The following is a 26,077-nucleotide window of genomic DNA, read 5'->3' as shown; positions in this document are numbered from 1 at the left end:
TTTACCACAAATCAGGCACTACCTCAACCGCCGCCATTTCATCCAGACGGCGTCGAGCACATCCACGAGGAGGAACAGAACAAAGCCGCCTGCGCTCAAGACGAGAATGCCCGCATACATCTGCGCATAGTCCATGCGCAGCCAGGCGTCCATGATGAAGTAGCCCATCCCGTACTGGGTGCCGTAAATCTCAGTGAAGAAGAGCACCGAGATGGCCGTGCCGAGGGAAATGCGGACCGTGCTCAGGATGACGGACAGCGCGCCCGGCAGGGTAACATGCCGGAACTTGGCCATGCTCCCTGCTCCAAGGGTCGTGAGCACATCGTAGCTCTCCTCCGGGATCGCCTTCACGGCATCTCGGACCGAGATGATGATCTGAAAGACGAGAATGAGTCCGATCAACAGAATCTTCGAGGTCTCCCCCAATCCGAACAAGAGCATCGCCACCGGCAGGAGGGCGATCTTCGGAATCGGATAGGTCAGGTACACGACAGGGTCCAGTAGCTTGTTCCAGAAGGCAGAGCGGCCCATGAGGAGGCCGATGGCCAATCCGATCACGAGGGAGCCTGCGATCCCCGCTGCGATCCGGTAGAGACTGTACGCCACATGGCGACCGATTCCTGCCTGAACAAGCTCGTTCATCGTCCCGTACACCGGAATCGGCGATGGCAGGATCGGGTTGTCGATGAGGAGCGCCAGGACATACCAAAGGATATGCATGCCGGCGAGGACGCCGACGAGAGAGAGCAGCCGATTCATCATCTTGCGCTTCGTGTTCACCATGCGTCTCGAATGACCCTCCGCACGAGGTTGGCCTGCTCGAAGAAGCAGGCGCTCTCGCGGCGCCCTTCCCATTCCAGTTGGCTTGCCGGGTTCTCCAGAAGCCGGATGTCGGCTTCCGGGTTCTTCGGCATGACGAGGATGCGCTCGCCCAACAGCACCGCTTCCTCTACGTCATGCGTGACGAAGAGGGCGGTGGCGGGATGCTCGCGCCAGCTCATCCAGAAGAGCCGCTGCATGCTCTCGCGCGTCATCGCGTCGAGAGCGGAGAACGGCTCATCCAGCAGCAAGAGCGACGGCCGAAGCGCAAACGCGCGGGCGATCGCCACGCGCTGCTGCTGGCCGCCGCTCAGCGAAAGCGGATAGCGGCTCCCGAGCCCGCCGATGCCCATGGCGGCGAGCCAACGGTCCGCTTCCGCCTCTCGCGCCTTGCGGCCCGGCGCAACTCCCGTCCCGGCGAGTTCCATCGCCGTGACGATGTTCGCCCGCGCGGTCTTCCACGCCAGCAGGCCGAAGTTCTGCGGCACGAAGCCGATGCGCGTCTCCTTGGGGCGGACGGGCCTTCCGGAGAGGCGAATCTCGCCCTCCAGCGGCTGAACAAGCCCCGCCACCGCCCGCAGAAGCGTCGACTTGCCGCAGCCCGACGGGCCGATGATGCAGGTGATGCGGTCCTTCGGCAGCGTCAGCTCCAGCCGATCCAGAGGACGTTGACCATTCGGGTACGCAATGGTCAACTGCTGAAAGCGAAGCCCTTCCTCAGTGTCGGTGCCGGGAACTGCCGCCGTCCTATCCTGCAAACCAGCAGCAGGAACGGCCCCCGACACCCCCTCCGATGCAGCAGCGGATGCGGCCTCCGCCGTTGCAGAAGAAGCAGCTGTTTTACTTGACCCCGACATCCGAAATCACATCTTTCGGGGCGAGGTCCTTCTTCAACAGCCCCTTGGTCTTGGCCCAGGCAAACGCCGCTTCCACCTGCGCTTCCTCCATTTGAACCGCATGCGGGTACTCCGGCAGGGCGATTTCGCTCTTCAGGTCTTCCGGATAGCCCACTTCCTTGATGAACACATCGAGATAATCCGCTTGATCATGACTCTTCATATAGTCGGAGGCTTCATTATAAGCGGCGTACATTCCTTGAATGGCTTCCGCCTTGGCATCGATCACCTTTTGCGGAACCGCCAGAACGAATGGACTCAGGCCCGCTTCCTTCTCGGTAGACAGCACGCGCAGTCCGGCAGCCTTGCCCATCGTCACGAACGGCTCCGGCAGAATCGCAGCGTCGGCCTTGCCATTCTTCAGCAGCTCCAATCGAGTCGGGATTTGTGGAACTTCCGTGGCCGTGATATCGGCATCCGTCAAGCCAGCTTGCTTGAGCATCTGCGAAATGGTGTATTCCGTCGACGTGTTTTTAGAGAAGATGACCGTCTTGCCCTTCAAGTCTTCGACCTTCTGGATCGAGTCGTTGCCGGTGAGCAGGCTGAACCCGCCGATGGTGGTGCTGGCAATCTTCACGTCCAACCCAGCCTGATTGTAGATGGAGATGGCGACGAGGTCTGCGCTGATCGCATCGAGCTTGCCGGCCTGGAAGGCCGCATCGCGGTCTTTGGCACTCTTGAAGGTCTGGATGTCGAATTTCACGCCGTGCTTCACATCGAAGCCTTGTTGCTGAGCGATAACAAAGGGAACTTCGTCAATGGACGGAAGCATGCCGAGCGTAACGGTAACCGGCTCCTTCGCCGTATCGGCCGGCTGAGTCGCCCCGTTCTCCGACGAGGTCTTGCTGCCGCAACCTGCAAGAGCAAGGGCAAGGGTAGTTAAAAGAAGTCCGCTGCGAATAAAAGGTTTCATAGGGTTTCCTCCACGAATGAATGAGCATGCACTCCTGCACGCTCCTCATGTTCTCTGATTGGTCTTAGAGCGTGTTCGCAAGCCCATGAATGAACCCGGTTTGCCAACACGTTCAGGATGAATGATTATAGAAAAGCATCGAGCACACCGCAGGTCAAAAAAACAATGCTCACCAGCTCGTTGATGTTGTACGAGGCAAAGGTGGCATGCTGGAGATGGTCGGGCTTGACGACGCGATGCTCCACAAGAAGCAGCAGCAAGACGAAGACCATCCCCGTGTAATAAATCCAGCCGAATTCCGGGCGAAGCAGGCCGACGACGATCAGGCAGATCATCGCTACCGAATGAAGCATACGGGAGATGACCAGCGCGAAAGCCACGCCGAACTCGGTCGACATCGAGTACAAGCCGTTGGCATGGTCAAACTGGGCATCCTGCGCGCCGTAGATGATGTCAAAGCCCGCCACCCAGCACATGTTCGCTCCCGCAAGGAAGATCGCCGTCCAGGAGAAGTGGCCCGTGACGGCCAGCCACGCCCCGACCGGTGCAATCGAGCAGGTGAACCCGAGCACGAGATGGCACAGCGGCGTAAACCGTTTCGTATACGAATAAATTACCATAAAAAAAATCGCCGGGGGAGCCAAAACGGCACACAGCGGATTCAGCATCAGGGCAGCGGCGAGCGTCACGACAAAGCAGACGACAGAGAGCCAGAGCGCTTCCTTCTTGCTCATCTCTCCACGCGGTATTTGCCGGTTCGCCGTGCGCGGGTTGCGCCGATCGAACTCCGCATCGATTACCCGGTTGAGGGCGTTAGCCCCCGTTCGGGCGGCCAGCAGCGCCACGAGAATAATGGCCAAGAGGTCCCAGGAAGGCAATCCTCCCGCTGCGAGGAGCAGTGCCACGATGGCGAAGGAGAACGAGAAGATCGTGTGCTGGAACATGACCAGCACCCCGTAAGAGTGAAGCTTCCCATAGAAGCGGCCGAGAAGGCTCATGACAGCCGACCTCCGTTATCCTTGCTCTCATCAGAGCCTGCCGCAAGCAAGCCTTCATCTCCATCTCCTGCAGACCTTGCCTCCGCTCCCTGCGGCTCCTCATACGCTGGTTTCTCCACGGTCCCTTCTAAGATGAAGTCCCGAATCATCTGGCGTGCTTCCATCGCCTCCGGCATCGGAAAGAGCGGCCAAGCATGCATCATATCCGAAAACTCCGCATAGCGTAAGGCAACATGCTCCTGCTCCAGCTTCTCTCTCAAAAGCCGGGCATCCGGCAGCAGGCAATCCGCCGTCCCGATCAGCACCAGGGTTCGCGGAAGTCCCGCGAACGGACCGAACAGCGGGCTTGCGAGCGGGTCTCGCACGCCAGGCTCGCCCGCGAACCAGCGGCCCACCTCCGCGAGCCCGGGCGGCTGCAGGAATACATCCGCTTCCGCGAGCCGTTCCGCCTGGATCTGCGGATTGTTCGTCGCCACGTCGACCCATGGCGACAGCAGGGTCAGGCTCGCTGCCTCACGCCCGCTCTCGATCCCCCGTTTTGCCGCATTCAACGCAAGCGCGGCTCCGGCAGAATCTCCGATCAGGTGCACCGGTCCGTTCGTCTGACTGTGAACAAAGTCATAGTACCCGGCAAGCAACCGGTTCAGCGGAGCTGCGGTTGTCGCCGGGACCGTCGGATAGTTCGGAACAACAACGGCAAGCCCGGTTAACGCATGAAGGGCTTCCGCAAAAGCAAAGTGCGGGGGCAAAATCTCTTCAATATAAGCCCCGCCATGGTAATAGACGAGCACGCCCGAATGGGCTGACTCTTCGCCATAGCGATAAACCGCCATCTGTTCGCCATCCGGAGCTTCGTAGCTCTCGGTCTGCCAGTCCTTCCTCCGCACCTTCAAGGCCGGGTAGGGTGGCAGGCTCTGAACATAGTCGCGGATGGTCTCAGCACTCTGCCATTTGGCGTGAAAGCCCTCTTGAAGCAGTCGTCTCTTGATCTCGACGCTCTCCACGCTTGGCATGATTCCACCCTCTCTTCTGTGAAACGTCTCACACACATACCTCAGTATAGGATTTGCCTGTCCAGATAGCAATCCAAGAATTTGCCAGATGCCGCCTCGTGGTATACTGTGGAGGGAAGGGTGATTGAGATGAGCTCCATGACATTTAAGGCCTACGCCATAACCAATGAAATCGACTTAAACAAGATGGCGCTCGACTGCGGAATCCCCAAGAAATACACCTGGGAAGAGCCGCTCGTCCTCCAGGATGAAATTCTGGACACCATCCTTCGCAAAAAGACCGCCCCACAGCAAAAGGTGCTGGTCTTCTCCTTCGGCAGCGTCGTATTCCTCAACCACACGCAGCCCGATGAAATCACAACTTTTTTGAAATACGTGCAAACCTTCGAGCCCGAAATCAACCTCGCGGACTTTGATCGGTACACGGACGATTATCGGCTCCATATAGGAGAGACGGAGACGCTTCATCTTACAGACGAGTACGTCATCGTGCCGACGTTTGAACTGTTCTATCCCGAGTTGATCTCCACGGTTTTGGCCAAATCCGTCGCCCTGGAGAAGACGGAAGAGCAGCTCGGCAAGATTCTCGATCGGCTGGAGTCCATGATCGATCGTCTGGAAAAGGCCAACCTGCGCATCAGCGACAAGGAGCTCGCCAAGACAACAGCTCGAATCGTCCGCCACGAGTACAACACGATCGCATACATCATGATTCTTGATAAGCCGGACATCACCTGGACGAACAGCGAGGCGGGAGACTTTTACCACCAGATGTCCGAATTCTTCGAGCTTACCGACCGTTATGAGATTCTGAAGAGCAAGACAGAGATTCTCTATAACATCATGGAGGGCTTCTCCACCATCAGCCACTCCAACCGCGGCCTTTTTGTCGAGTGGGTCATCGTGCTTCTGATCGTCGCTGAGGTGATCCTCATGATCATCGAAGCGTTCCGCTAGGAGGGAGCACCATGCCGACCCTGAGGTTCAAAAGCTGTGTGATCGGCCCCCCGATTCCGCTCGACAAGCCCGCTTCCTTCTTCCGAATCGAACGGACGGCAAGCTGGAAGGAGTATGTGGAGCTTACGGGGCGCCATCTGGAGAGCATTTTGCAAAAGCCATGCGAGGACAAACGCGTCTACCTGTTCGAATATGGCTCGATCGGCTTCCTTAACTTCAATGAAGGGGAGCTGCAGATCTTCCTGGATTTCTTCGCCGGGCTGGTGGACGAAGTGGATTATTCCATGATCGCCCGTTACACGGAGAGCCATGTGTTCCAAGTTGAGGAAGACGGAACCTTTGCGCCCTGGGAGGGAGCCACCCGCACCTTCCGCCTGGAGGAATCCATCTTCCCGCTCGTGGCCAGCCTCCTGGCCAAGTCGGCCGCGCTCACCAAGGTGGAAGCGGATGTCAGTACCCACATCGACGAGTCCGAGCCCTACATCGACAAGCTGCGTCGAGGAAGCCTTCGCTTCAATAAGAAAGGCTCCTCGCACATGCAGGCGAAGTTCCTCAAGTTTGAATACACCAGCATCATGACCATCCGTCTGTTCGATCGCGCGACCGCCGATACGGACAGCCCGAACAGCCGGGCGCTCTACGATGCCCTCGCGGAGCATTATGAGCTGAATGACCGCTTCGATGTGCTGAACAGCAAGATCAGCAGCCTCCGTACGACGATGAAGACGTACAATTCCCTCAGCTACAAAACCAATGAGAACCGCCTGTACGTGCTCGAGATTTTCCTCCTCGCCCTCTTTCCGCTGGCGAGTCTCGTGCGAATGTGGCTCTCTCATTGACGGATGGACCCATTCAACATCAGAAAAAGGCTCCCTCCTAGGCGGCAGGCGATTCGTTCACCTGACCTCCGGGTAGGGAGCCTTGCTCGTTAACACCACCGGCATTCAACAAATATTCCATTTTCTTGGAGCTGCCAGCCTGCTACAATGAGGAAGATTCTGTATTTTACTTCAAGAATGAAATGGGGCTCGTTAATGTCGGTAAAAGGTCTGTTTTCTCGAAATACTTTGGTTAGTATCATTTTGATTTTTCTTATTGGGTCGGTACCTTCTCAAGCCTTCGCACAACAAGCGGATAGGGCTACCGCCGCTTCTTCACCGTCCACGAAATGGGAAACCGTTATCCCAGGTGAGTGGGACAAGATTTATCCTGTATCTGGCTACTATGTCGTGTTCAAGAACAAAAAGCTCGGGCTGTTTGATTCGGAGGGCAAGCTCATCCTGCCGGCGACATACTCCAACATCGTCTGGTCTGACACCGGCAACTTCCTTGGCGTTCGTTCCCTTTCCAAAGAAACGAATGAATACGTAAATCCGAAGGGAGAAGTGGCCTTTGCGCTTCCTGCCGATAAAGAAGTCTCCTCGTTCGTGAGCGGACGGGCCATCGTAAAAACACCCATCCGTCTCTTTGATGATAGCATACCCTCTGCGGGTGTAATTGACGAGAGAGGGACACCCATTATTCCATCGGGAAAGTTTTTAATGCTAGAGCGCGGCTCAGATGGAAAGGGAAAGCCGATTTACTTCTCCTACACCCTAATCGATTCCGGAAAAGAGGATGAAGAGGAAGAGCAAACCTCTCTTAAAGTCGGCATAATCGATGAGAGCGGCCGCGAGCTGGTTCCACCCATTTATGACCGTTTTTATGGTGAGTACCTTCCGGAACAAGGGTACCCTTCCATGAAGAGTGATTTTCTCTTTGCAAAAAAGAACGAAAAAATCGGAGCCATCAACCTGAAGGGTGATGTGGTTCTGCCCTTTGCCTATGATGAGATCCCCGACCCACGCGCCGTTAGTGCAGATTTCATTCTGGCAGAGGGCTGGAGCTATTTTGAACGTGGCGTTCAGGTGGTAACCCAGAAAAACAAGGTGGGACTCATCGACAAGCAGGGAAGAGTCATCATCCCGTTTCGCTTTGACGAGATCAAGGGATTCCGGAAAGGAACGTCAGCAGCGGATACCTGGTATCAAGTGACCTCCGGTAATAAGAAGGGTCTCTTTACTGGAGCTGGCGAGAAGCTGGCCGAACCGGTGTGGGACTCCATCGAGCTTCTGACGGACGGACGCATAGTGGCCACCAAAGGCAGCAAAATCGGCTTTTTTGATCAAACCGGCAAAAAGCTTACCGATGCCATCTACGATTCTGTCCCTTCTCTCACCGCCGCTTTGTCAGAGAAAGTGGACGGTGGACTGTATCTTATGAAAAAGAACGGAAAGTTCGGCTATGTCACGTCCTCCTTCCAGGAAGCTGTCAAATTCGAGTATGATCAAGCCTTGCCCTATCGAGAGGGGAAGGCAGCCGTAAAGAAAAACGGCAAATGGGGCTTTCTCGGAAAAGACGGCAAGCTGGCACTCCCCCTCCAGTGGCAGGAGGCGCAACCGTTTGGCGAGGGGCTTGCTCCTGTCAAATCGAACGAGAAGTGGGGATATATTGCTCCAAGCGGCAAGCTTATTCTCTCCCCGCAGTGGGATGAAGCCGAACCCTTCCATAACGGAATGGCCCGTGTACGGAAAGGAAAAGTCATTTCTTTTATCGACCCTAAAGGGAAGGTTCTTTTTGGTGAAGGAACCCTGCGAACACAACTACGAAAAATCGAAGATTACCCGGATGTTCTGTATATGACCGCCTTGGACTCTTCAGGAATCGGCCGGGTATTAACCCGCTCTGAAACCTACCTGTTCAATAAGTCCGGCAAGCTTCTGACAGGAGAAGGCTATACCACCATCACCCCGTTTGAGAAAGGAATTGCGCTCGCCTTCAATGGGGAAGGGGCTTATCGGAGAGGGCGAGAAGATGAGGGGAAAGCCGTCCCCTTCACCTCGAATTTCGTTGACGAATACATGGATTATTCCTACCGTCTAGCCGGGCCCTTCATCCCCGAACCGTTTGATAGCGAGAATGGGACCTTCTACCTTGTAAATGAAAAAGGGGAGCAGCTTGCTTCCGTTCCTCAGTACATTGGAGAGATGTGGTTCGAGGAAATTCACGCCATGAAAAGTCACCCGCAAGCGGTCGAATGGTTTGCGAAAGTGAGTGCCAGGGAACCATTCATTAGCGGAAAGACAGGCTCTTACGGGGTTTACCGGTTGAAGCAAGTAACGAAATAGACCCATCCCGCATCAGAAAAAGGCTCCCTCTCGGGCGGCAGGCGATTCGTTCGCCTGACCTCCGGGTAGGGAGCCTTCCTTGTTAACTGAATTAATCTTCGAATTCGACGTTGTGGTAGACCTGCTGGACGTCGTCCAGGTCCTCCAGCACATCGATCAGCTTTTCAAATTGTGCGACCGATTCGGCCGGCAGCGTGACGTAGTTTTGCGGGAGCATGGTCAGCTCGGCGACGGTGAAATCGTTCACGCCCGCTCCGCGAAGAGCTTCCTGCACGGCGCTGAATTGATCCGGCGCGGCGTAGACGATCACGGAGTCCTCTTCCTCCAGGATGTCGCGGGCATCAACGTCCGCTTCCATCAGGATTTCGAGCACTTCCTCGGCGGTCTTGCCTTCCAGACCGATGACCGCCGTCTGGTCGAACATGTAGCTGACCGATCCGCTTACGCCCAGGTTGCCGCCATTCTTGTTGAAGGCGGAGCGCACTTCGGAAGCGGTGCGGTTCACGTTATTGGTCAGCGCGTCGACGATGACCATCGCGCCGTTCGGCCCAAAGCCTTCGTAACGGAGCTCGTCGTATGTCTCGTCCCCGGCACCCTTGGCCTTGTCGATGGCGCGATCGATGATCGCCTTCGGCACGTTGTAGGTCTTGGCACGCTCTAACACAAATTTCAAAGCCTGGTTGGAATCCGGGTTGGGTTCCCCCCGTTTGGCCGCAACATAAATCTCCAAGCCGAACTTTGCATACACCCGGCTGACGTTGGCATCTTTGGACGCTTTCTTTTCCTTAATGTTGTTCCACTTACGACCCATCGGTTATCGCTCGCTTTCACGGTTTAGTACACAGTCGCTATCTATTATAGCTTTTCCCGTCGCTTCCGCCAACTCCATCCAGCCCCATTGTCGCTTCTTTACTGGCGCTTCCGAAAGAGCGATCGCCACCCGAACACCCTCGCTCGCACGAACACCCGCGACGCAATGGCTGCCAGTGCATAGAGCAAGACGAGCAGGAGTACAAACTGCCGTAACAGAATTACACAGAGAAACCAAGAGAGATACAATTGCCACCGCTTCAACTTTCGAGTAGAGGTGGGCAGATGCAGCACCCGATAGATCCAGTACCGATTTTGAAGGCTGCCCAGATATTCGTCACGGATCTGCTTGTTCTCCGGGTTGAGGCGGACGGCATTCTCCATATACAGCGTTTCCTTCTTGTAATCCCTGCGTACATGCGCCGCCCAGCCGAGGTACAGGAACACCAGAGGGCCTTCGGGATTGATCCGAAGGGCAGCTTCCTCTGCTTCCACGGATGCCGGATCGTTCTGACAGTTCGCCTCGAGGTAGCTGAGAGAGGCGAGGTACAAGGCATTTTCCGGATCCAATGACAGCGCCTCTTTCAACGCAGCCCTCGCGTCCGATACTTGTCCCTCCTTGTGATAAACATTGAACAGAAGATAGGGATAATGAGGTTCCGTGGGATCGATTCGCCGGGCTTCCTTCACATCCCGATGGAACTGAAAGTAATTTTTTTGATCGTAGAAGAGATTCACTCGGACAAACCAACCCAATTCACTGGCTGGATTCAGTCGCAGCGCCTCGTTGGCCCAATGAAGGGCCTCCTCATACCGCTCCTGCTTCAGGAAGATTCTCCCCATGAACGCATACGGCGCATCAAAATCGGGATCGTCCCGAATCCAATCCTCCGTTTCGCGGATCGCCTCCGGGTATCGCTTCCAGTCCAATAGTTGAGCCGCCCGTTGCGCGTGAGCAGACAATGCCATCGCCAGTTCTCCTTGCTGCCTATTTGATCCGGTGCGTGCGAATATAATCCAGTACCAGTTCGTAATCTTTATTCGTGTCGCTGAAGGTGGCGTAATTCTTCGCGGTGGAAAACCATTCCAGTGTCGTGGCCTTGCGCGCCTGGAAGACCGCCTTCAGATCTTCATCCGTAATCGGCTGAATGCTGCCGGACTCCAGAGAGCGCTCCAGTGCCTTTTCGACGGCATCGCGCACGATCTGCTCCAGATCCGCTCCGGAAAAGTGCACCGCGCCCTCCGACCATTTCTTCAGGTTCAGCTTCTCCTGCGGCTTGCCGGCGAACTTGAGCTCCAGGATGCGTTCTCGTTCTGCCGGCTCAGGCGGGGAAACAAAAAGTAGATGATTGAACCGGCCCGGCCGGCGAAGCGCCGAATCCAGGTACCACGGCGTATTGGTCGCCCCGATCACCATAACCTCTTGATTGTACGAGGACACCCCGTCCAGCTCGGTGAGCAGTTGATTCACGAGCATGCGGTCGTGGTGCTGGCGCATCTGATGACGGCTGCCGCCGAGGGCGTCGAGCTCGTCGATGAAGACAACGCACGGCTTTTCCTCGCGGGCTTTCTCAAAGATATCATGCAGGTTGTTCTCGCTGCCGCCCACGTACATATTCAGAATGGCCTGCAACTCGATATGGATGAAGTTAGCCCCGATCTCTCCGGCAATGGCTCGTGCCAGGAAGGTCTTCCCGCAGCCGGGGGGGCCGTAGAGCAGCATGCTGCCTCCTGCGGTTCGGCCGAAGGCCTCGAACATCTCGGGCTGCTTGAGGGGAAGGATGAAGTTCATCCGTATTTTCTTCTTGAGCGCTTCCATTCCGCCGACATCTGCGAAGGTCGTTTTGGGCTGCTCCGTCTCCACCATGTCGCCTTTTTCCCGGTTAAAGGAAATAACCTTCAGGTTGCGTCTTTTTTCGTTGTTCGGGCCCTCTTCCCCGTTCGGGGGCAAGCTGTTGTTGTCATCCGCCATGCCTGTTCCTCCTTGTGTTCACCTGCTGCGATCGATCTTGCATCCTAAGATAATTTCATTCTACCAAAACCAGCAGCGATCCCGAAAGAGAGAGCCGCTTTCTTCTGTGTCATATCCCGTTGATCTATTCTACGGAAATGTAAGCCGTGTCTTCGTCTGGAAAATCATCCGGGAACGCCTCGCAAGGCGTTTCCCCCGACAAAAAGCCGTAAAGAAAGTCTGTCATCCTCACGGGGTAGACGTGACAGTCAGGAGATCTCGATTCGTAGACGACAACCGTCCATTGATCGGGCGGCCCCTCGGTGAGCCAATAAAGTTCGTCTCCGTTATCTGTATAAGCCCAAGGAAGCAATCCTCCTGGCGCAGGATAAGCCTCGTATGGGTAATACTCGGGAAAGTTCGTTTTGGATACTAGATACGCCTCGCACAGTTCGCGCTGCCTGATCGACAAATTGATATTGACGTCCGGATCAAACGGCGTCAGAATCCACAAAAAGTCACCGACCCCTCCCGTGCCATAAATACGCAGAAACTCCTTATAATCCGCCGGGAGGTCCGTTCCCAACTGCTCCGCTGCCTCCCGCCACTCTTCTACGCTGCCAGGCTTATGCGGCGTCTCAGGTGGTGTAAGAATTGCGATCAACTTGTCCATTTTGCCAGTCTCCTCTCTTCCTCGGAATCATGCTGGCTGCAAGAGTTTCAATGCGAGATTCCAAATGAAAACCGCCCTGCCCAAATAAGCGTTGGGAAGAGCGGCGATTTCGATGCATTCCCATCGGATGCGCTAGTCACGATCTCATTCGTTGTCTTACTCAAAATCCTTCTCTCCGGTTACCGTTACCGAGTCGGAAGGCGTAAGCTCAACCGATACGGTTCCCTTCGCCTTTTGGCCGACCAGCTTGATCCGGGACGTACCGCCGGGTACATCCAGGGTCATCTCTCCTTTACCTTCCCCCTCAGCCAGCACCTGAACCGTACCGTCCGGCGGCAGGTAGACCAGCTTCGTCTTCCCCTTGGAGGCGGACAGCGTCCAGCTTATCTTGAGGGAGCCCGCATCGCTCTTGGGGTTATCCAGAGTCCACATCGTAAGCATGCCGCTGAAGCCTCGGTAAGACAGCTTTCCTCCGTTCGCATCGTTCTCTCCCTGCTTATCGGCAAAGGTGAAGCTGTCTCCCTCTCCTGCGATTTTGGCGGAATCGTTGTACACGGACACTTGCGCTGCCGATGTCCTCGCCCCGCACCCCCCGATGACGAGGCAGAGCAGCAGCACACCCCATACGCTCCAACGAGAACGCTTCGCTCTTGGGTTCATCTGATCTCTCCTCCGAGCCATTCTCCTTTTCCTCACCATACTACCAGATTGTTCCTTAAACACGCTAGTGCGTTCATTCACAATCCTTTCGCTCTTCGGATCGGAAGTCCAGTTCTTCTGCCATTTCCGAGGAAAAGGCTGATCGTCCTGCGGGAGAACCCAACTGGGAGGACCTGCTCCAAGCATGATCTCGCGTTTCCCGATGTGGAGCTTCCTGCTTCAAACGAGCAGAACGCTGCCTGCGGGCAACCAGCGCGTATCCTGCTCCATATAAGAGTACGAGCGAAGCACCCGCCACGAGCCCGCTCCCCTGTCCGGGGATGAGCGGCATGCTGAGCATGATGACGGCCAGACTGACGATGGCGATCCAGGAGGTAACAGGAAACCCGTGAAGACCGTAGGCTTCCACGAGGGGCTTCCGGTTGCGGCGGCGAAGCCGCCAATGGCTCAGCATGATCATCAAGTAAGCGAAGAGCAGGGTGAAGCCCCCGGAGCCGACCAGGAACAGGTAGACGTTCTGCGGCAGCAAAAGCCCCAGCCCGAGCGCAGCCAACATGGCGGCACCCGAGAGCAGAATTCCGCGCCGCGTGGATCGGCCGCTATCCCGCATCCAACGGGGAGCATGGCCCTCTTCGGCAAGGGAGCGCAGCATACGGCCCAAGCCAAACAGTGAAGCGAGCATCGTGGAGAGGATCGCCGAGACCAGCACGAGGTTCATGACAAAGCCCGCCCAACCGAACCCGTGCAGGGACAAAGCACTGACGAAGGGGCTGACGGAGGTGGACACGCGAGAGGAAGGCAGCAGCAGGAACAGCGAGGCCATGGCTCCCAAGTACAGGACAATCAGCAGCCCGATGGTTCGGTTGATCGCGCGCGGGATGGTTCGCTTCGGGTCTCGGGCCTCGGATGCGGCGAGTCCCAGCACCTCGAAGCCGGCATAGGTGAACATGACCATCAGCATGCTGCCTGCGATGCCGCGGATTCCTCCGGCGAACCAGCTTCCCCCGGTAAGCTGGCGCAAGCCCTCTGTGAGGGGAGAGGCTCCAGCGGCGGCTCCGGTCCTTCCCGTCAGTAGGCCGATGGCAAGAAGCAGGGCAAGCAGGATGAAGCCGGCAATCGCCGCCAGCTTGATGGCGGCCAGCCCGCTCTCCAGCTTGCCGAGGTACTCGGCTCCCAGCAGATTGAGCAAGGTGACGCCGACGATGATTCCGGCTCCTACAAGCGGCGTAGACAGCCCCGGGTACCACTCCCGAAGGAGCGTCGAGGCGGCGATCGCTTCGCTCGACATGGCGAGCACGAGGCCGGTCCAGTACACCCACCCGACGGTGAAGCCCGCCCCCCGACCGAAGGCCTTCTCCGCATAGGTGCGGAATGAGCCGGCTGCCGGGTTGGCGACTGTCATCTCGGAGAGAGCGGACAAGATCCAATACACGAGCACCGCCCCCACAACATAGGCGATCAGTACGGACGGTCCTGCCGCCTGGATCGCCACCGCTGAGCCGAGAAAGAATGAGCCGCCCACCACCGTCCCGAGCGCCATCATGGCAAGCTGCCACGCGGTGAGTCCCTGATCCTTTCGCTTCCCTGTCATGCGCTTCCCACCCTTGATTTTTTGCTGTCAGTATTTGCTTGCAGCGGGGATGTTAACCGCGATGCCCCCTCCCTATCTACTCATTCCGTCTGCTCAAAAAAGGCGTGGGGCTTTGCCCCACGCCTTTCCCCATGATTGAATTTTTCCGCTTCTGCCGATCCATCCGGCTGTCGTACGAGGCTCACACCCGGGCGTCAAAGCTGCCGTCCGGCTGAATTCCGCCCGTTCCCGGAGCGGGGCCGTTCATCTCTCCTGCGGGTGGGGCAGTCGGCGCAGATCCTCCCGCTCCTCCGGCAGAGGTTCCTTCTGATACGCTCGCCTTCTGTTGGGTAATCTGCTGCTCGAGCTGCTGGATTTGCTGCTGAAGGGCCTTGATGTTCTGCTCCTTCGTCTTGGCATCCTCCTGACTCGCCTGCTCCTTGCGAATCTCCGCCTGCAGCTTGGCCTTTTCCTTCTCCAATGCGGCCGTTTCATTCGTCGAGTTGGATGAACTTTTGGAATAAGCTGTAGATGCGGTCGAACTTCCTAGGGATGACACATTCATGAATCGTTCCTCCTGTGGTATAGGGTTACGGTCAACCCTCACGTTACCAGAGGCGCCTTAAATGAACCTGAAATGGGGTATAGGCAATGCCTATCAGGCAGATAGCCTTTTGATCTTAGACTCGTGTGCCCTCCAGCCGTATAGTAGGAGGCAAACCTGTTGATCGGAGGAAAATCCGCTTTGCTCTCATCCGTTCTGCTCACCCTGCAGCATGTCAGCCTGCCCCTGATCATTCCCATTGTTGCCGGAGCCCTGCTCGCCCGCTTCAAGGGGCTCGATACGAAGCCACTGCTCACCTTGTATCTGTACGTGCTCAGCCCCGCCATCATCCTGGACACGCTTCTCACCGCGGAAGTCTCCGCCCAGGATGTCTCCGGCATTGTCGCCTTCGCTGTGCTCAACCTGCTGGCCCTATGGGGCCTTGCAAGCGGGCTTAGCCGGTTCCTGCGGGCCGACCCCGCGCATACAGCGGGGCTCACCCTCATCACCACCTTCACCAACAGTGCCAACTACGGCCTGCCGCTGGTGCTGCTCGCCTTCGGACAGGCGGGGCTGGACAAAGCCTCGGTCTATGTCATCACCCAGATGATCATCGTGAACACGGTCGGCATCTATTTTGCCGCCCGCTCCCATTTCACAATCCGGGGCGCGATCCGTTCCGTCTTCTCGCTTCCCGCTATCTATGCCGCGCTGCTGGCTCTGGCGCTGCGCCTGCTTGCCCTGCCGGTTCCGGCAGATCTCGCCCGAGGCGTCTCCCTGCTCGCGGATGCCTATTCGCCCGTCGTCCTGATCGTGCTGGGGGCGCAGGTCGCCCGCATTCGCACGCCTGAAGCTCGTGAGCTGCCCGCGCGGCTCTTCTGGACCGGACTGGTCGTGCGACTCGTGCTGGCTCCGCTCGTCGCCTTGCTCCTCCTGCTCCTTCTCGGCATCGACGGGACGCTCTTTGACGTCCTGCTCGTTCTCGCGTCGATGCCGGTGGCCGTTAACGCCGTCGTCCTCGCCGAACGCTTCGGCGCGGCCCCCGTCTTCGTTTCGAAATGCATCGTCTGGACGACGCTCGCCTCGTTCCTCCTGCTGCCGCTCCTCATCACGCTGACGAGCTGATCGACACGCAGGCAAGGCTGCACACAGCCAGCTTGTTACAGCCAGCAATATTGCTTCCGGTAGCTGGAGGGAGAGACGGAGGTGTGCTTTTTGAACATTCTCCAAAAATGAGTGGTATCCCGGAACCCCACCCGCTCCATGATTTCAGAGATCGGAAGCAAGGTGTCCCTCAGCAGCGTTGCCGCCAGTTGGACCCGGTACTTGATCAAGTAATCGATGACGGACAGGTGGGTGTGCTGATAGAATTGTGCATTCAGCGTGGTCCGGTTCACGTGAAAGGTCCGGGACAGCTCGTTCAGCGTGATTTTGTTCGGGTAATGGGTATGCAGATAAATGAGTACTTCGTTCACGATATCCGGACTTCCCGCCGTCTCCTCCTCTGCCGAATGCCCCGCTTGCTCCTCGACTCGGGAGAGAAGGACAAGCACTTCCAACAGCAGAGAGCGTGACCGGCACGGCCAGTTAAACCCGATTTGAGCCTCCAGCACTTCAGAAAGCTCTGTGAAGGTCTTGGCGATGTGCCGGGCGCTGGCCGCATCCATCGGGAGGAGGAGGGGGTAGGGCCCGCTTCTTTGCGTAAAGGGGGAAACCAGATAGCGGTCCTGCTTTTCCGTGTCGGAAAAATCGGATTCGGGAGACCGGACATTGTGGAAGTCGAATTTGCTGTTCACCACAAACGGGTCGAACTGAACCGCCTTCATCTCAATCTCGGAGGAAGCATGCAGCTTGGGGTATTCCGTCTCGTTGATGCACAAGACCACCGGAGCCGTCCAGGGGGTATCCACTCCTTCGAACGACAGATGCCCCGAGCCCTTTTCGATCACCACAATACTCCAGCAGGGCGATTCGGGCAGCTTCTCCAGAAAAGAAGCCTCCTCCGAACTGGATAAAGGCAGTCGGTACCCCTTATGAATTCCCCTGCCGATGGTCACAAACTCCACGGAGCTCACCTCGGATCGTTCTCTCATTCCTCCTGATTATACAGTTCATTTCCAGTTTGTTGGTAGCTTTCCGAAAAAGGAACCTGTGAAAAACGTTGCAGAAAAGCAAACTCGTATTGCGGATCAACCATTCTCGCTGCAGGGACTTCCCCTTATGATGAACTCGTAGCAACCATTAATCATAAGGAGAGGGTTGAGCCATGAAGGTTCGGATCAATTCCAAAGGAGTGGCTTCCATGCTTGCGGTTGTTTTGTGTACGGCTTTGCTGGGGGCTTGTTCAAAACCGGACGAGGGCAAGGAGGCGGCAACCGAGAAGCCAACGGCAGTCGCCAGTGTTCTTCCATCGCTTGACAGCAGCAAGGCAAGCGAGAGCCCGAGCCCCAGCAGCACCCCAAGCGCGACACCGTCCCCTGCTCGTACCATCCCGGCCAAGCCGGTCGAGAACGGCCCGCTCACCATCCAGTATGTGGGCAATTCGTGCTTCTACCTAACCTTTCCGGACGGCACCACCCTCATCACCGATCCCTACCCCCACAAGTATGATTCGCCATTCGGGCCTGCTCCGGAAATGGATGTCGATGCGATATCCATCTCGCACTATCACCCCGATCACATGCCGGACGCCGACCAGTTCAAAGGAAATCCGATGCAGCTCCTTCCCGGTCAGATGAAGCAGCCCGTGCAAGTCGGAGGGGTGGAGGTCACCGGGTACAACTCCAAGCACGTCGCCCATGCGGGAGACAACGAAATCTTTGTTTTCCGGTATGGCGATCTGAAGATTGCTCACATGGGAGAGACCGATAAGATCGAGACGCCGGAGGCCATCGCGGCTGTCAAAGACGCGGACGTGGTGTTGGCTTATGCAGGAGGGTATGGCTCGGATACGGTGAAAAATGCAGTGCGGTTCAAAGCGCTCTATGACCTGGGAGTAAAGGTTTTGATCCCTCAGCATTTCAGCAATGACCCGAAGAATATCTTTTATGATGGTCCCACCATCGACCAGGTTCTGGCGGATGTGCCGAAGGGCGTCAACATCGTCAAGACGGATAAGTTTGTGGTGACCAAGGAGACGGAGAAGCAATTCATTCAACTGGACCCCATCAAGCGATAATAGAAAGAAGCCTTCGACTCCACGAGAAGTGGGGGAGAAGGCTCCTCTTACTACTGCGAGATCGAACGTTACGCAAACGGACTACCTTTCCACTTTGGGAAGCGGCAGGGTGGCAGGACCGGTCACAACCTTGCCCGTATAAGTGAAGCGCGAGCCATGACAAGGGCAGTCCCAGGTGCGGTCTCCTTCGTTCCATTCCACTTCGCAGCCCATGTGCGTGCATGTGGCGTCTAGGAGGTGAAGCTCCCCCTGCGGATCCCGAAAAGCCGCCGTCCGCCGCCCGTCAACCCGAAGGATCGCTCCGTCGCCTGGTGCGAGATCATCCAGCTTCCTCCAATGCCATTCCAGCTTGGCGCCTGCAAAATGTTGGGCGACGGTCCCCACATTGCTTGCAAGGCCCGGTACATCCGGGTCCAAATGAAAGCGGCTCGGGCTGTACAGCTCCTCATAGGGGGTCGCCTGGCCGGTTAACAGATCACGAAACAGGAGAGCGGAGATCGTCCCCGTCGTCATGCCCCATTTGCGAAAGCCGGTCGCGACATAGCTGTGGGTTCGTTTGGAGCTGACCCGTCCGATATACGGGAGCTTGTCTGTCGTAACATAGTCGTGGGTGGACCACCGATAGGGGAATTCGGATACGCCGAGCTGGTCGCGGGCCCATTTCTCCAGCGCTTGGTAATGGCGGATCGTACACCCTCCCTCTCCCGTGTGATGGGACTCTCCGGCGATCAGGAGCAGGCGATCCTCCCCATACGACAGGGAGCGTACCGAACGGGTTGGTTTGTCCGCACTGATATACATACCGGGGATGAGGGAGCCCGGAGCTCGAGCCGCGAGAATGTAAGAGGACTCCGGATGAACCCGCGCGAAGAAAAAGCCGCTTTCGTACACTGGATAATGCGAGCACGACACCAGGTCCCGGCAGATGATCTCAAGCCCCGGCGCAAGGATCGCCCGCATGGGCTCCTCTTCCTTCACTTTTTCCACTTCCGTATGCTCGAAGACTCGGCCGCCCCTATTCACAAACTCTTTGACGAGATAAACCAGATAGGGAACCGGGTGAAACCGGGCCTGTCCCGGCATCTTCAAGGCGCAGCGAGCCGAAACGGGAAGAGGCATCTCGGTCACAAGCTCTCCCGGTATCCCCAGCTCCTGATAGGCGGCGAATTCCTTGCGAACCTGCTGCTCTCCCTCCTCCGTGGTTGCATAGACGTAAGCATCCTCTTCGACCAGATCGCATGAAATTCCGGCCTCCTCCACCACCTTCCGAACGAAGGCGATCGCCTCCTGGTTGGCGCGGTAATAGAGTCCTGCCTTTTCCCGACCAAAATGCTGCATGTATTCGTCATAAATCAAGTCGTGCTGGGCGGTCAGCTTCGCCGTCGTATGCCCGGTGGTCCCTCCGAGCAAGCGGCCGCTCGTCACAAGAACGACCTCCTTGCCGGCTTTGGCCAGCAAATAAGCGGTGGTAATCCCAGCGATCCCTCCCCCGATGACGACAATCTCGGTTTCGAGCGTTTCCGTCAGCTTCGGGAACTGTGGAACTTCGGCGGAAGCAAGCCAATACGACTGCGGAAAAGGCGACAAGCTCATGTTCCATCCTCCTTGGCCACTAAAGTGTAAGGGGAGTTCCCTTCACAATGGGTTCTTCTCTTTCCACAGTTTGGCTATTCAGAGAAAAAAGATACGTTCCCCCGCTTATCTTCTCTCTCTTGTTTTTAAGAGTAGGGGATCGGAGCCGTTTGCATAAAAAAGACACGGCCTCTCTCGAGGGCCGTGCTTTGGTCTAGTCTTCTGTAGGTTCGGGAGGTCCGGTAGGTTCCGCAGGTTCGGCTGAATGGCCGGCAGGCTGACCAGGCTCGTCGGCTTCGGTCGCCAACCGCTCCACAAACGGCACATCCGCGGGGGCAAAAGTGTAATTCCTTAGCTCCGATCGTTCCGCCCAGCACCACTCATCATGGTCAATCAGCGCAACGCTTCCTTCTCGATATCGGGCCACCCAAGCGATAAGCCGGATCGAAAACGTACCGTAATCGTGCTCGTGGGTACCGAAGCAGGCCAGAGGCTCGATGACAATGCCCATCTCCTCCTTCAGCTCGCGAATCAGGCAGTCCTGCGGCGATTCTCCCGGCTCCAGCTTCCCGCCGGGGAATTCCCAGAACCCCGCCTGTGATTTCCCGGGAGCGCGTCGTGCAATCAGCACTTGGTTCCGCTCGTTGCAGATAATCGCCGCTGCTACCTCGATCAAGGCTTGTCCCTCCTCTTCCTGACAGGTTGCAATGCATCAAATCAGCTTATGTTCATACCACTTCGTGCCGCGGTATCTCCAAAGGAAGATCGCCCCGCGCACGCCCCATTCGGCCATCATGGCAACCCACACGCCAAGGATGCCGAAGCCGAACACGATGCCGAGCAAGTAGCCCAGGATCACCCGGAACAGCCACATCGTCAGCATGGAGGTGATCGAGGTGAACTTCGAGTCTCCGGCCGCGCGCAAGGCCGACGGGGTGATGAAGCTGACCGGCCACAGCAGGACCGAGACGATGGTACAGATCAGGACGATGAGGAAGATGTCGCCCACAATCTCGGCAGGCGGGCTGAATAGGTTCACCAGCGGATGGAAGAAAGGCATGAGTACAAGGCCGGTTATGAACAGCAGTCCGGAGCCGAACCACAGGAACGAGCGGATAAATTTGCGGGCATCGGGGATGTCCCCGCTGCCGATGCATTGCCCGACGACCGTCACGACGGTCAGCGAGAGTGCTGCCGCAGGGACTTGGAAGAATCCCGCCAGGGAGGAGCTGATCGCATTCGTGGCGATGGCGTTCGTGCCGAGGCTTACGATGAAGGTCTGCGTCAGCAGCTTGCCGCCGTTAAAGAACATCTGCTCCGCCGCAAACGGCAGGCCGATGAACAGGATTTTGCGCAGCATCGAGATGGGGAAGTGGAACAGGTTCCACACCTTGATCCGAAGAGAAACATCGATCTTGAACAGATAAAAGAGAGCGCAGGCAGCCCCGGCATAGCGAGCGATGTTAACCGCGAGGGTCATGCCGTAGACCCCCATGTTCAGCCACGTGATGAACACGATGTTCAACAGCACATAGGTGAGGTTCATGATGAGCGACAGCATGAGCGACGCTCTCGTTTTGCCGATGCCGCGAAGCGCTCCGCACACCGCCTGCACAACCCCAATCCCTGCATAGGAGATGCAACTGCCGATCAGGTAGGTGCGCGCGCTGTTCAGAACATCCGGTTCAGCGGAGCCGAAGAGCACATTCAAGACCGGATTATGAAAGGCAACGAAGAGCAGGCCGATGACCAGCGAGAGCAGGGTTACCGATGTGACAGAGCTTGCGGCCGCCTTGGCGACCATCTCCTGATTGCCGCTGCCTTTGTACTGGGCCACCACAACCGTACCCCCGGTTGCAACCGCGACAAAGACGTTGATGAGGAATATGTTCAGCGAGTCGACCATGTTGACCGCACTGACCGCTGCCATCCCGGATGAGCTGATCATCGCGGTGTTGACCAGGTTAAGCCCGACGATAAACGCCTGGTCGATCAGGATGGGCAGGAACAGCGCGATAATCTGTCGATAGTCCATCGATTTCCCGGAGAGGTGCCGGGTCAAAAAGCTTTTGCCTCTCTCGCTCACTTGCATGGAGTTCAAATCATCACATTCTTTTCTTAAGATTGTTGGGAACTATTACCCTATAAACGAAAAAAAGACTCTTCCACCGAAGAGCCTACCCCTGCGCTTCGATATAAGGTCAGGTCTATGCTTCAGGCCTGGGTTGGCATTCCGTTTGAAAAGTCTGACATCGGCTAGCGGATGCCATCGGGATAGAGGATACCACCGGGGGGACGCTTTTGTCAATGAAAGCGTTCGGTCCTCCTCGGTCCACCCCGGGCAGGGAAGAACCCCGGCATTTCTAGTTGCCATCCCCCCCCGCCCCCGTCCCACTCGGCCTTCCGCTCAGCCATTCGGGGGGGCAGGGGTTTCTATCATTCCTATCTGACGGAAACCGAGAATTTCCTCTCGTTCCCTAACCACCGACAACCGAGAGTTCTCTCTCTTTCCCTATCTCACCGGGAAACGAGACTCCCCTCTCGCTTCGATTCCTGCTTCTCTAGGCCATTCCGTTGCCATCCAGCATCCGGTATCCGACGCCTACCTCGGTGACAATGTATCGGGGCTCTGCCGGATTCTCCTCCAGCTTGCGGCGGATATTGGCCATGTTTACGCGGAGTGCCTGAGTTTCATTGGTGTAAGGACCCCAAATTTCCTTGCAAAGGTAAGCATGCGTAAGAACCTTGCCCGCATGCTTCGCCAACAGCAGCACGATCTTGTATTCGATCGGCGTGAGGTGGACATCGGCGCCGGCTACCGTGACGCGGCGCAGCTCATCATCGATGATCAGCTCGCCAGCCGAGAAGCGGAGACTGCCGCCAGCGGCCTCCGAATCCTGGGGCCGCTGGTTATGGCGAAGCGCCGTGCGGATGCGAGCTAGAAGCTCCGAGGTGCCGAACGGCTTTGTCACATAATCATCGGCGCCAAGGTCGAGCGCCTCCACCTTCTCGCGCTCGTGGCCGCGGGCCGATACCACGATGATCGGCACACGGCTCCACCCGCGGATGGTCTCCAGCACCTGGACTCCATCCACGTCCGGAAGCCCGAGGTCGAGCAGCACGAGATCCGGGCTGCGGGATGCCGTGAGCGCAATCGCCTCCTTGCCGCTTCCCGTCCGCACAACCTGATAGTCGTTGGAATGGAGGATCGCCGTGATGAAGTTGCTGATTCCTTCCTCATCCTCTACGACGAGAATGAGCCTCTTGTTGCTCATGGCGTTTCCCTTCCTTTCATCGGCAATGTGAAGCGGAGAATGGCGCCGCCCTCCGGGTGATTGCCCGCCTCCATCCTTCCTCCATGCGCCTTGATGATGGACATGCAGATCGACAGCCCGATACCCATTCCCCGCGAGGAATCCGCTTGTTTTCGTTCGGGAGAGATGTAGCTCTCGAATAAGTGAGGCAGGTCCTGTTCCGGGATTCCTTCCCCATTGTCGCGGACTTCAAATACGGCGAAAAGTCCTTGCTTACGGACACGGACTTCGATCAGGGTGTCCGCCCCCGAATGCCGAACCGCATTTTCCACCAGGTTGATCAGTACCTGCTCGATCAGGGTCCCATCCATGGGGACAAGCAGCAGCTCGTCGGGAATCGTCACCTGGATCTTCCGCTCGGGGAATCGCTTGCGAATGCGGCTGATCGCCTCCGCGACAATCTCCTCTACCGCCTCCGGCGCCGTTGCCACGTTCGCACCGCTTTCGTTGATGCGCGTCACCGAGAGCAGGTTCTCCACGAGCCGAATCAGCCATTGGGAATCCTCCTTGATGTCAGCCACCAGCTTGCGACGCAGCTCAGGCTCTAGCTGCTCCTCGCTTTCGAGAAGGACGGAGCTGGCTCCCAGAATGCCGGTTAGCGGCGTGCGGAGGTCATGGGAGATGGCCCGGAGCAGGTTGCTGCGCATCTTTTCCTTTTCCGATTGAAGGAGGATGTTGCGTTGCTCGTCAGAGAGCGCCTGCCGCTCCAGCGCCATGGCAACCTGAGAAGCGATCATGCGCAGGAAGATGCGATTCATCTGATCCAAGAGCCTCCCGTTCGTGCAGGATAAGCCGATGACACCCAGCACCTGCCCTTGCGCCATGACCGGCATGTAGAACGCCTTCGCCCCCCTCAGCGTGTCGGTTCCCGCTCCAGCCCGCTTTTGATTCGCAAATACCCAGTGGGCAACTGCCCGCTCCTCCTCCGTCTTCAAGAATGCTGCGTCTTGTTCTTCTTCTGGAGCGGGTTGGATCGTACAGCCCGCCCAGCCGTCCATCGGGTCCTGGGTATAGAAGACGACCGACCGCTGAAAGAGGTTGATCAGGTAGTCATTGGTCAGGTTCACAATGGGCTCAAGCCCGCGGGTGACGAGCAGCTTCTTGTTGATCTCGTACAGGACCTCCGTTCGCCTCTCCCGTTCGGCAGCGAGCTTCGCCTGTGTCTTGATCCGCACCGTCAGGGCGCTCGTCACCAGCGCGACGATCAGCATGATGACAAAGGTGATCGGGTAGCCCGACTGAAACGCGCGCAAGGAGAAGTAAGGCTCAATGAACAAGTAGTTGAACGACAGGACGCTGAGGATCGACGCTGCTACCCCGTAGACATAACCGGGGGTGAACCGGGAGATGACCAACACCGACAAGATGTCGATCATCATGATATTCGGCTCTCCAATGCCAAGCTCCCGGAAGGCATACGACAAAAGGGTAGCCGCCGCCAGCACCGCCAGCGTCTTCATGGTATCAAACCCATTGATGTTCAACTGGTGCAGGAGCCGGGGAGAACGGCTCTTCTTTCGCTTGCGGCGAGGGGCTTCGCTGTCCGCGATGATGTGGATCTCCACATGGCCGAGCCGATCGATCAGTTGATCGGTGAGGTCGCTTTCGAACAGGCTGCGCAGGCTTTTGCGCCCTTGGGTCTTGCCGATCACGATGTTCGTTACGCCGGAATGGCGCACATATTCCGCCACAACGGACGCGATCGCATGGCCGTTCAAGGTGACGATGTTGGCGCCAAGCCGCTCCGCCAGCTCCAGATGGGCGCGAAGTCGTTCGCGCTCCTCCTCATGGAGCAGCTCGCTGTCCGTCGTCTCTACATACAGCGCCGTCCAAGGCGCATGGAAAGCCTCCGCCGTCCGGGCCGTCCAGCGGATGCATTTGGCCGAGGACGGCGAGGAGCTGATGCAGACGAGCATCTTAACGCCCGCTCGGCTGTCCGTATGCCGCGATGCTGCTCCAGGCTCGTGGCTAACTCGGTCAGCCGCCCGACGCATCGCGATCTCGCGCAGATGGCGCAGGTTCGAGACGGTGAAGAAATGCTCCGTCGCCACCTTCGCCCGCTCCGGCCGGTACACCTTTCCCTCTTGAAGCCGCTTGAGCAGCTCCTCCGGCTCAATGTCAATCAGCTTCACCTTGTCCGCCTGATCGAAGACCGAGTCGGGGATTGTTTCCCGCACGCGCACCTCCGTGATGCCCTGCACGATATCGTTCAGGCTCTCCAGATGCTGCACATTCACCGTCGTGTAGACGTCGATTCCCGCACGCAGCAGCTCTTCGATGTCCTGGTATCGTTTGCGGTTGCGAACACTGTCCGCATTGGTATGGGCGAGTTCGTCGACGAGGATGAGCTCGGGTCTGCGCTCCAGCGCCAGGTCCAGGTCAAACTCCTTCAGCTCCATCCCCTTGTGCCGAATGGTCTTGGGCGGCAGAGCGGGGAGGCCGCTGAGCAGCTGCGTCGTCTCCGGTCTCGTGTGCGGCTCCACGTAGCCTGCCACCACATCGACGCCCGCCTGGAGCTGCTCCTGGGCCTCGTTCAGCATCGCATACGTCTTCCCCACCCCGGCCGCATACCCGAAAAAGATCTTCAACCGGCCGACCCGCTTCGATTCCTCCGAACGAATCCGCCGCAAAATCCGGTCGGGGTCGGGCCGCAAGTCTTCTTCGTGTTCCATGATGAGCCGCCTCCTGTGGGGAATGTCCGTCCGTTCGCGTGATGCTCGCCAGCTTGGTCGATCTATATCGGTCTGATGCGCCTGCCGCATTGCGCGGGTGATTGTCGGGTATATGTGGGGGGGCGCTTTGTTTTTGCGGCAAATTAACGATATGAAAAATCATTATTTCACTCTTTGCGCGCCGATTGGATCAATTAAGGATACCGGAGATCGCTATTTCAGCAAACATGCTTCTTTACGGGCGCTTTGGAACAAGTAAGGATATGAAATATCGTTAATTGATCTTTTCCGTGCCATATTCGCTGAATAAAGATAGAAGAAATAACTATTTCTGTAGCACAACGCCGTGCAGCTGCGGGCAAGAGAGGCA

The 26,077-nt window shown here is 57.2% G+C and carries 23 protein-coding genes; 5 read left to right on the top strand and 18 right to left on the bottom strand.

Translation table 11 applies throughout. From position 1 onward, the window contains the following. Positions 1–18 precede the first annotated feature (18 nt). From AAFN83_RS07815 to AAFN83_RS07795, 5 genes are all read right to left on the bottom strand, one after another. Complete coding sequence (locus tag AAFN83_RS07815; protein WP_347768386.1) at positions 19–783, bottom strand: ABC transporter permease; 765 nt, start codon at positions 781–783, stop codon at positions 19–21. Next, the gene (locus AAFN83_RS07810) at positions 777–1,676 is read right to left on the bottom strand and encodes an ABC transporter ATP-binding protein (RefSeq protein ID WP_347768384.1); all 900 of its coding nucleotides are present in this window, start codon (positions 1,674–1,676) and stop codon (positions 777–779) included. The genes AAFN83_RS07815 and AAFN83_RS07810 overlap by 7 nt, the downstream gene beginning before the upstream one ends. Beyond that, complete coding sequence (locus AAFN83_RS07805; RefSeq protein ID WP_347768383.1) at positions 1,660–2,628, bottom strand: ABC transporter substrate-binding protein; 969 nt, start codon at positions 2,626–2,628, stop codon at positions 1,660–1,662. The genes AAFN83_RS07810 and AAFN83_RS07805 overlap by 17 nt, the downstream gene beginning before the upstream one ends. A gap of 125 nt (positions 2,629–2,753) precedes the next feature. Further along, entirely contained in the window at positions 2,754–3,626 is an 873-nt protein-coding gene (locus AAFN83_RS07800; protein ID WP_347768381.1) for a 4-hydroxybenzoate octaprenyltransferase, read from the bottom strand. After that, the gene (locus tag AAFN83_RS07795) at positions 3,623–4,639 is read right to left on the bottom strand and encodes an alpha/beta hydrolase fold domain-containing protein (protein WP_347768379.1); all 1,017 of its coding nucleotides are present in this window, start codon (positions 4,637–4,639) and stop codon (positions 3,623–3,625) included. The genes AAFN83_RS07800 and AAFN83_RS07795 overlap by 4 nt, the downstream gene beginning before the upstream one ends. Before the next feature lie 129 nt (positions 4,640–4,768). On the opposite strand from AAFN83_RS07795, the gene AAFN83_RS07790 reads away from it, so the two are divergent. The 3 genes from AAFN83_RS07790 to AAFN83_RS07780 all read left to right on the top strand — a co-directional run bounded on the left by AAFN83_RS07790 (position 4,769) and on the right by AAFN83_RS07780 (position 8,763). Beyond that, positions 4,769–5,596, top strand: a complete 828-nt coding sequence (locus AAFN83_RS07790) for an RMD1 family protein (RefSeq protein ID WP_347768378.1) — start codon at positions 4,769–4,771, stop codon at positions 5,594–5,596. A gap of 11 nt (positions 5,597–5,607) precedes the next feature. Next, positions 5,608–6,435, top strand: coding sequence for an RMD1 family protein (locus AAFN83_RS07785; protein ID WP_347768377.1), 828 nt, complete (start codon positions 5,608–5,610; stop codon positions 6,433–6,435). A gap of 390 nt (positions 6,436–6,825) precedes the next feature. Next, the gene (locus AAFN83_RS07780) at positions 6,826–8,763 is read left to right on the top strand and encodes a WG repeat-containing protein (RefSeq protein ID WP_347768376.1); all 1,938 of its coding nucleotides are present in this window, start codon (positions 6,826–6,828) and stop codon (positions 8,761–8,763) included. 91 nt (positions 8,764–8,854) lie between these two features. On the opposite strand, the gene AAFN83_RS07775 is transcribed toward AAFN83_RS07780, so the two are convergent. From AAFN83_RS07775 to AAFN83_RS07745, 7 genes are all read right to left on the bottom strand, one after another. Next, the gene (locus tag AAFN83_RS07775) at positions 8,855–9,574 is read right to left on the bottom strand and encodes a YebC/PmpR family DNA-binding transcriptional regulator (protein WP_347768374.1); all 720 of its coding nucleotides are present in this window, start codon (positions 9,572–9,574) and stop codon (positions 8,855–8,857) included. A 98-nt stretch (positions 9,575–9,672) separates the two neighbouring features. Continuing rightward, entirely contained in the window at positions 9,673–10,542 is an 870-nt protein-coding gene (locus tag AAFN83_RS07770; RefSeq protein WP_347768372.1) for a tetratricopeptide repeat protein, read from the bottom strand. A 19-nt stretch (positions 10,543–10,561) separates the two neighbouring features. Beyond that, positions 10,562–11,545 (bottom strand): ATP-binding protein, encoded by a 984-nt coding sequence (locus AAFN83_RS07765; protein ID WP_347768371.1) that lies wholly within the window; start codon positions 11,543–11,545, stop codon positions 10,562–10,564. A gap of 124 nt (positions 11,546–11,669) precedes the next feature. Further along, the gene (locus AAFN83_RS07760) at positions 11,670–12,197 is read right to left on the bottom strand and encodes an SMI1/KNR4 family protein (protein WP_347768369.1); all 528 of its coding nucleotides are present in this window, start codon (positions 12,195–12,197) and stop codon (positions 11,670–11,672) included. A gap of 156 nt (positions 12,198–12,353) precedes the next feature. Continuing rightward, complete coding sequence (locus AAFN83_RS07755) at positions 12,354–12,857, bottom strand: hypothetical protein (protein WP_347768367.1); 504 nt, start codon at positions 12,855–12,857, stop codon at positions 12,354–12,356. Positions 12,858–12,930: 73 nt separating this feature from the next. Then, positions 12,931–14,448 carry an amino acid permease gene (locus tag AAFN83_RS07750; RefSeq protein ID WP_347768365.1) on the bottom strand — a complete coding sequence of 506 codons (1,518 nt, stop codon included), beginning with the start codon at positions 14,446–14,448 and terminating at the stop codon, positions 12,931–12,933. 181 nt (positions 14,449–14,629) lie between these two features. Beyond that, positions 14,630–14,992: a FlxA-like family protein gene (locus AAFN83_RS07745; RefSeq protein ID WP_347768363.1), complete on the bottom strand. Its 363-nt coding sequence runs from the start codon at positions 14,990–14,992 to the stop codon at positions 14,630–14,632. A 180-nt stretch (positions 14,993–15,172) separates the two neighbouring features. On the opposite strand from AAFN83_RS07745, the gene AAFN83_RS07740 reads away from it, so the two are divergent. Continuing rightward, entirely contained in the window at positions 15,173–16,096 is a 924-nt protein-coding gene (locus tag AAFN83_RS07740; RefSeq protein ID WP_347768800.1) for an AEC family transporter, read from the top strand. A gap of 35 nt (positions 16,097–16,131) precedes the next feature. On the opposite strand, the gene AAFN83_RS07735 is transcribed toward AAFN83_RS07740, so the two are convergent. Next, complete coding sequence (locus AAFN83_RS07735; RefSeq protein ID WP_347768361.1) at positions 16,132–17,064, bottom strand: helix-turn-helix domain-containing protein; 933 nt, start codon at positions 17,062–17,064, stop codon at positions 16,132–16,134. 173 nt (positions 17,065–17,237) lie between these two features. Here AAFN83_RS07735 and AAFN83_RS07730 point away from each other — a divergent pair, with 173 nt between their 5' ends. Then, positions 17,238–18,149: an MBL fold metallo-hydrolase gene (locus tag AAFN83_RS07730; protein WP_347768359.1), complete on the top strand. Its 912-nt coding sequence runs from the start codon at positions 17,238–17,240 to the stop codon at positions 18,147–18,149. Between the two features lie 81 nt (positions 18,150–18,230). Here the strand turns inward: AAFN83_RS07730 and AAFN83_RS07725 are convergent, their stop codons facing one another. The 5 genes from AAFN83_RS07725 to AAFN83_RS07705 form a co-directional block, all read right to left on the bottom strand. Then, positions 18,231–19,742: an FAD-dependent oxidoreductase gene (locus tag AAFN83_RS07725; protein WP_347768358.1), complete on the bottom strand. Its 1,512-nt coding sequence runs from the start codon at positions 19,740–19,742 to the stop codon at positions 18,231–18,233. Between the two features lie 193 nt (positions 19,743–19,935). After that, a complete protein-coding gene (mutT, locus tag AAFN83_RS07720; protein ID WP_347768356.1) occupies positions 19,936–20,397 on the bottom strand; it encodes an 8-oxo-dGTP diphosphatase MutT in 462 nt (153 codons plus the stop codon). A gap of 36 nt (positions 20,398–20,433) precedes the next feature. Continuing rightward, a complete protein-coding gene (locus AAFN83_RS07715; RefSeq protein ID WP_481810491.1) occupies positions 20,434–21,822 on the bottom strand; it encodes an MATE family efflux transporter in 1,389 nt (462 codons plus the stop codon). A 460-nt stretch (positions 21,823–22,282) separates the two neighbouring features. After that, on the bottom strand, positions 22,283–22,996 hold the full coding sequence (locus tag AAFN83_RS07710; protein ID WP_347768354.1) for a response regulator: 714 nt from the start codon (positions 22,994–22,996) through the stop codon (positions 22,283–22,285). Then, positions 22,993–25,707 (bottom strand): DUF4118 domain-containing protein, encoded by a 2,715-nt coding sequence (locus AAFN83_RS07705; RefSeq protein WP_347768352.1) that lies wholly within the window; start codon positions 25,705–25,707, stop codon positions 22,993–22,995. The genes AAFN83_RS07710 and AAFN83_RS07705 overlap by 4 nt, the downstream gene beginning before the upstream one ends. Between the last annotated feature and the right edge of the window lie 370 nt (positions 25,708–26,077).

Source organism: Gorillibacterium sp. CAU 1737, assembly GCF_039888655.1.
Lineage (GTDB): Bacteria > Bacillota > Bacilli > Paenibacillales > NBRC-103111 > Gorillibacterium.
This window is presented reverse-complemented; position numbering and strand designations above follow the sequence as displayed.

Bases quoted from the DNA above. Each gene is read 5' to 3' on its own strand.
- AAFN83_RS07815 (WP_347768386.1), bottom strand. From the start codon at position 783: ATGGTGAACACGAAGCGCAAGATGATGAATCGGCTGCTCTCTCTCGTC.
- AAFN83_RS07810 (WP_347768384.1), bottom strand. From the start codon at position 1,676: ATGTCGGGGTCAAGTAAAACAGCTGCTTCTTCTGCAACGGCGGAGGCC.
- AAFN83_RS07805 (WP_347768383.1), bottom strand. From the start codon at position 2,628: ATGAAACCTTTTATTCGCAGCGGACTTCTTTTAACTACCCTTGCCCTT.
- AAFN83_RS07800 (WP_347768381.1), bottom strand. From the start codon at position 3,626: ATGAGCCTTCTCGGCCGCTTCTATGGGAAGCTTCACTCTTACGGGGTG.
- AAFN83_RS07795 (WP_347768379.1), bottom strand. From the start codon at position 4,639: ATGCCAAGCGTGGAGAGCGTCGAGATCAAGAGACGACTGCTTCAAGAG.
- AAFN83_RS07790 (WP_347768378.1), top strand. From the start codon at position 4,769: ATGAGCTCCATGACATTTAAGGCCTACGCCATAACCAATGAAATCGAC.
- AAFN83_RS07785 (WP_347768377.1), top strand. From the start codon at position 5,608: ATGCCGACCCTGAGGTTCAAAAGCTGTGTGATCGGCCCCCCGATTCCG.
- AAFN83_RS07775 (WP_347768374.1), bottom strand. From the start codon at position 9,574: ATGGGTCGTAAGTGGAACAACATTAAGGAAAAGAAAGCGTCCAAAGAT.
- AAFN83_RS07770 (WP_347768372.1), bottom strand. From the start codon at position 10,542: ATGGCATTGTCTGCTCACGCGCAACGGGCGGCTCAACTATTGGACTGG.
- AAFN83_RS07765 (WP_347768371.1), bottom strand. From the start codon at position 11,545: ATGGCGGATGACAACAACAGCTTGCCCCCGAACGGGGAAGAGGGCCCG.
- AAFN83_RS07760 (WP_347768369.1), bottom strand. From the start codon at position 12,197: ATGGACAAGTTGATCGCAATTCTTACACCACCTGAGACGCCGCATAAG.
- AAFN83_RS07755 (WP_347768367.1), bottom strand. From the start codon at position 12,857: ATGAACCCAAGAGCGAAGCGTTCTCGTTGGAGCGTATGGGGTGTGCTG.
- AAFN83_RS07750 (WP_347768365.1), bottom strand. From the start codon at position 14,448: ATGACAGGGAAGCGAAAGGATCAGGGACTCACCGCGTGGCAGCTTGCC.
- AAFN83_RS07745 (WP_347768363.1), bottom strand. From the start codon at position 14,992: ATGAATGTGTCATCCCTAGGAAGTTCGACCGCATCTACAGCTTATTCC.
- AAFN83_RS07735 (WP_347768361.1), bottom strand. From the start codon at position 17,064: ATGAGAGAACGATCCGAGGTGAGCTCCGTGGAGTTTGTGACCATCGGC.
- AAFN83_RS07730 (WP_347768359.1), top strand. From the start codon at position 17,238: ATGAAGGTTCGGATCAATTCCAAAGGAGTGGCTTCCATGCTTGCGGTT.
- AAFN83_RS07725 (WP_347768358.1), bottom strand. From the start codon at position 19,742: ATGAGCTTGTCGCCTTTTCCGCAGTCGTATTGGCTTGCTTCCGCCGAA.
- AAFN83_RS07710 (WP_347768354.1), bottom strand. From the start codon at position 22,996: ATGAGCAACAAGAGGCTCATTCTCGTCGTAGAGGATGAGGAAGGAATC.
- AAFN83_RS07705 (WP_347768352.1), bottom strand. From the start codon at position 25,707: ATGGAACACGAAGAAGACTTGCGGCCCGACCCCGACCGGATTTTGCGG.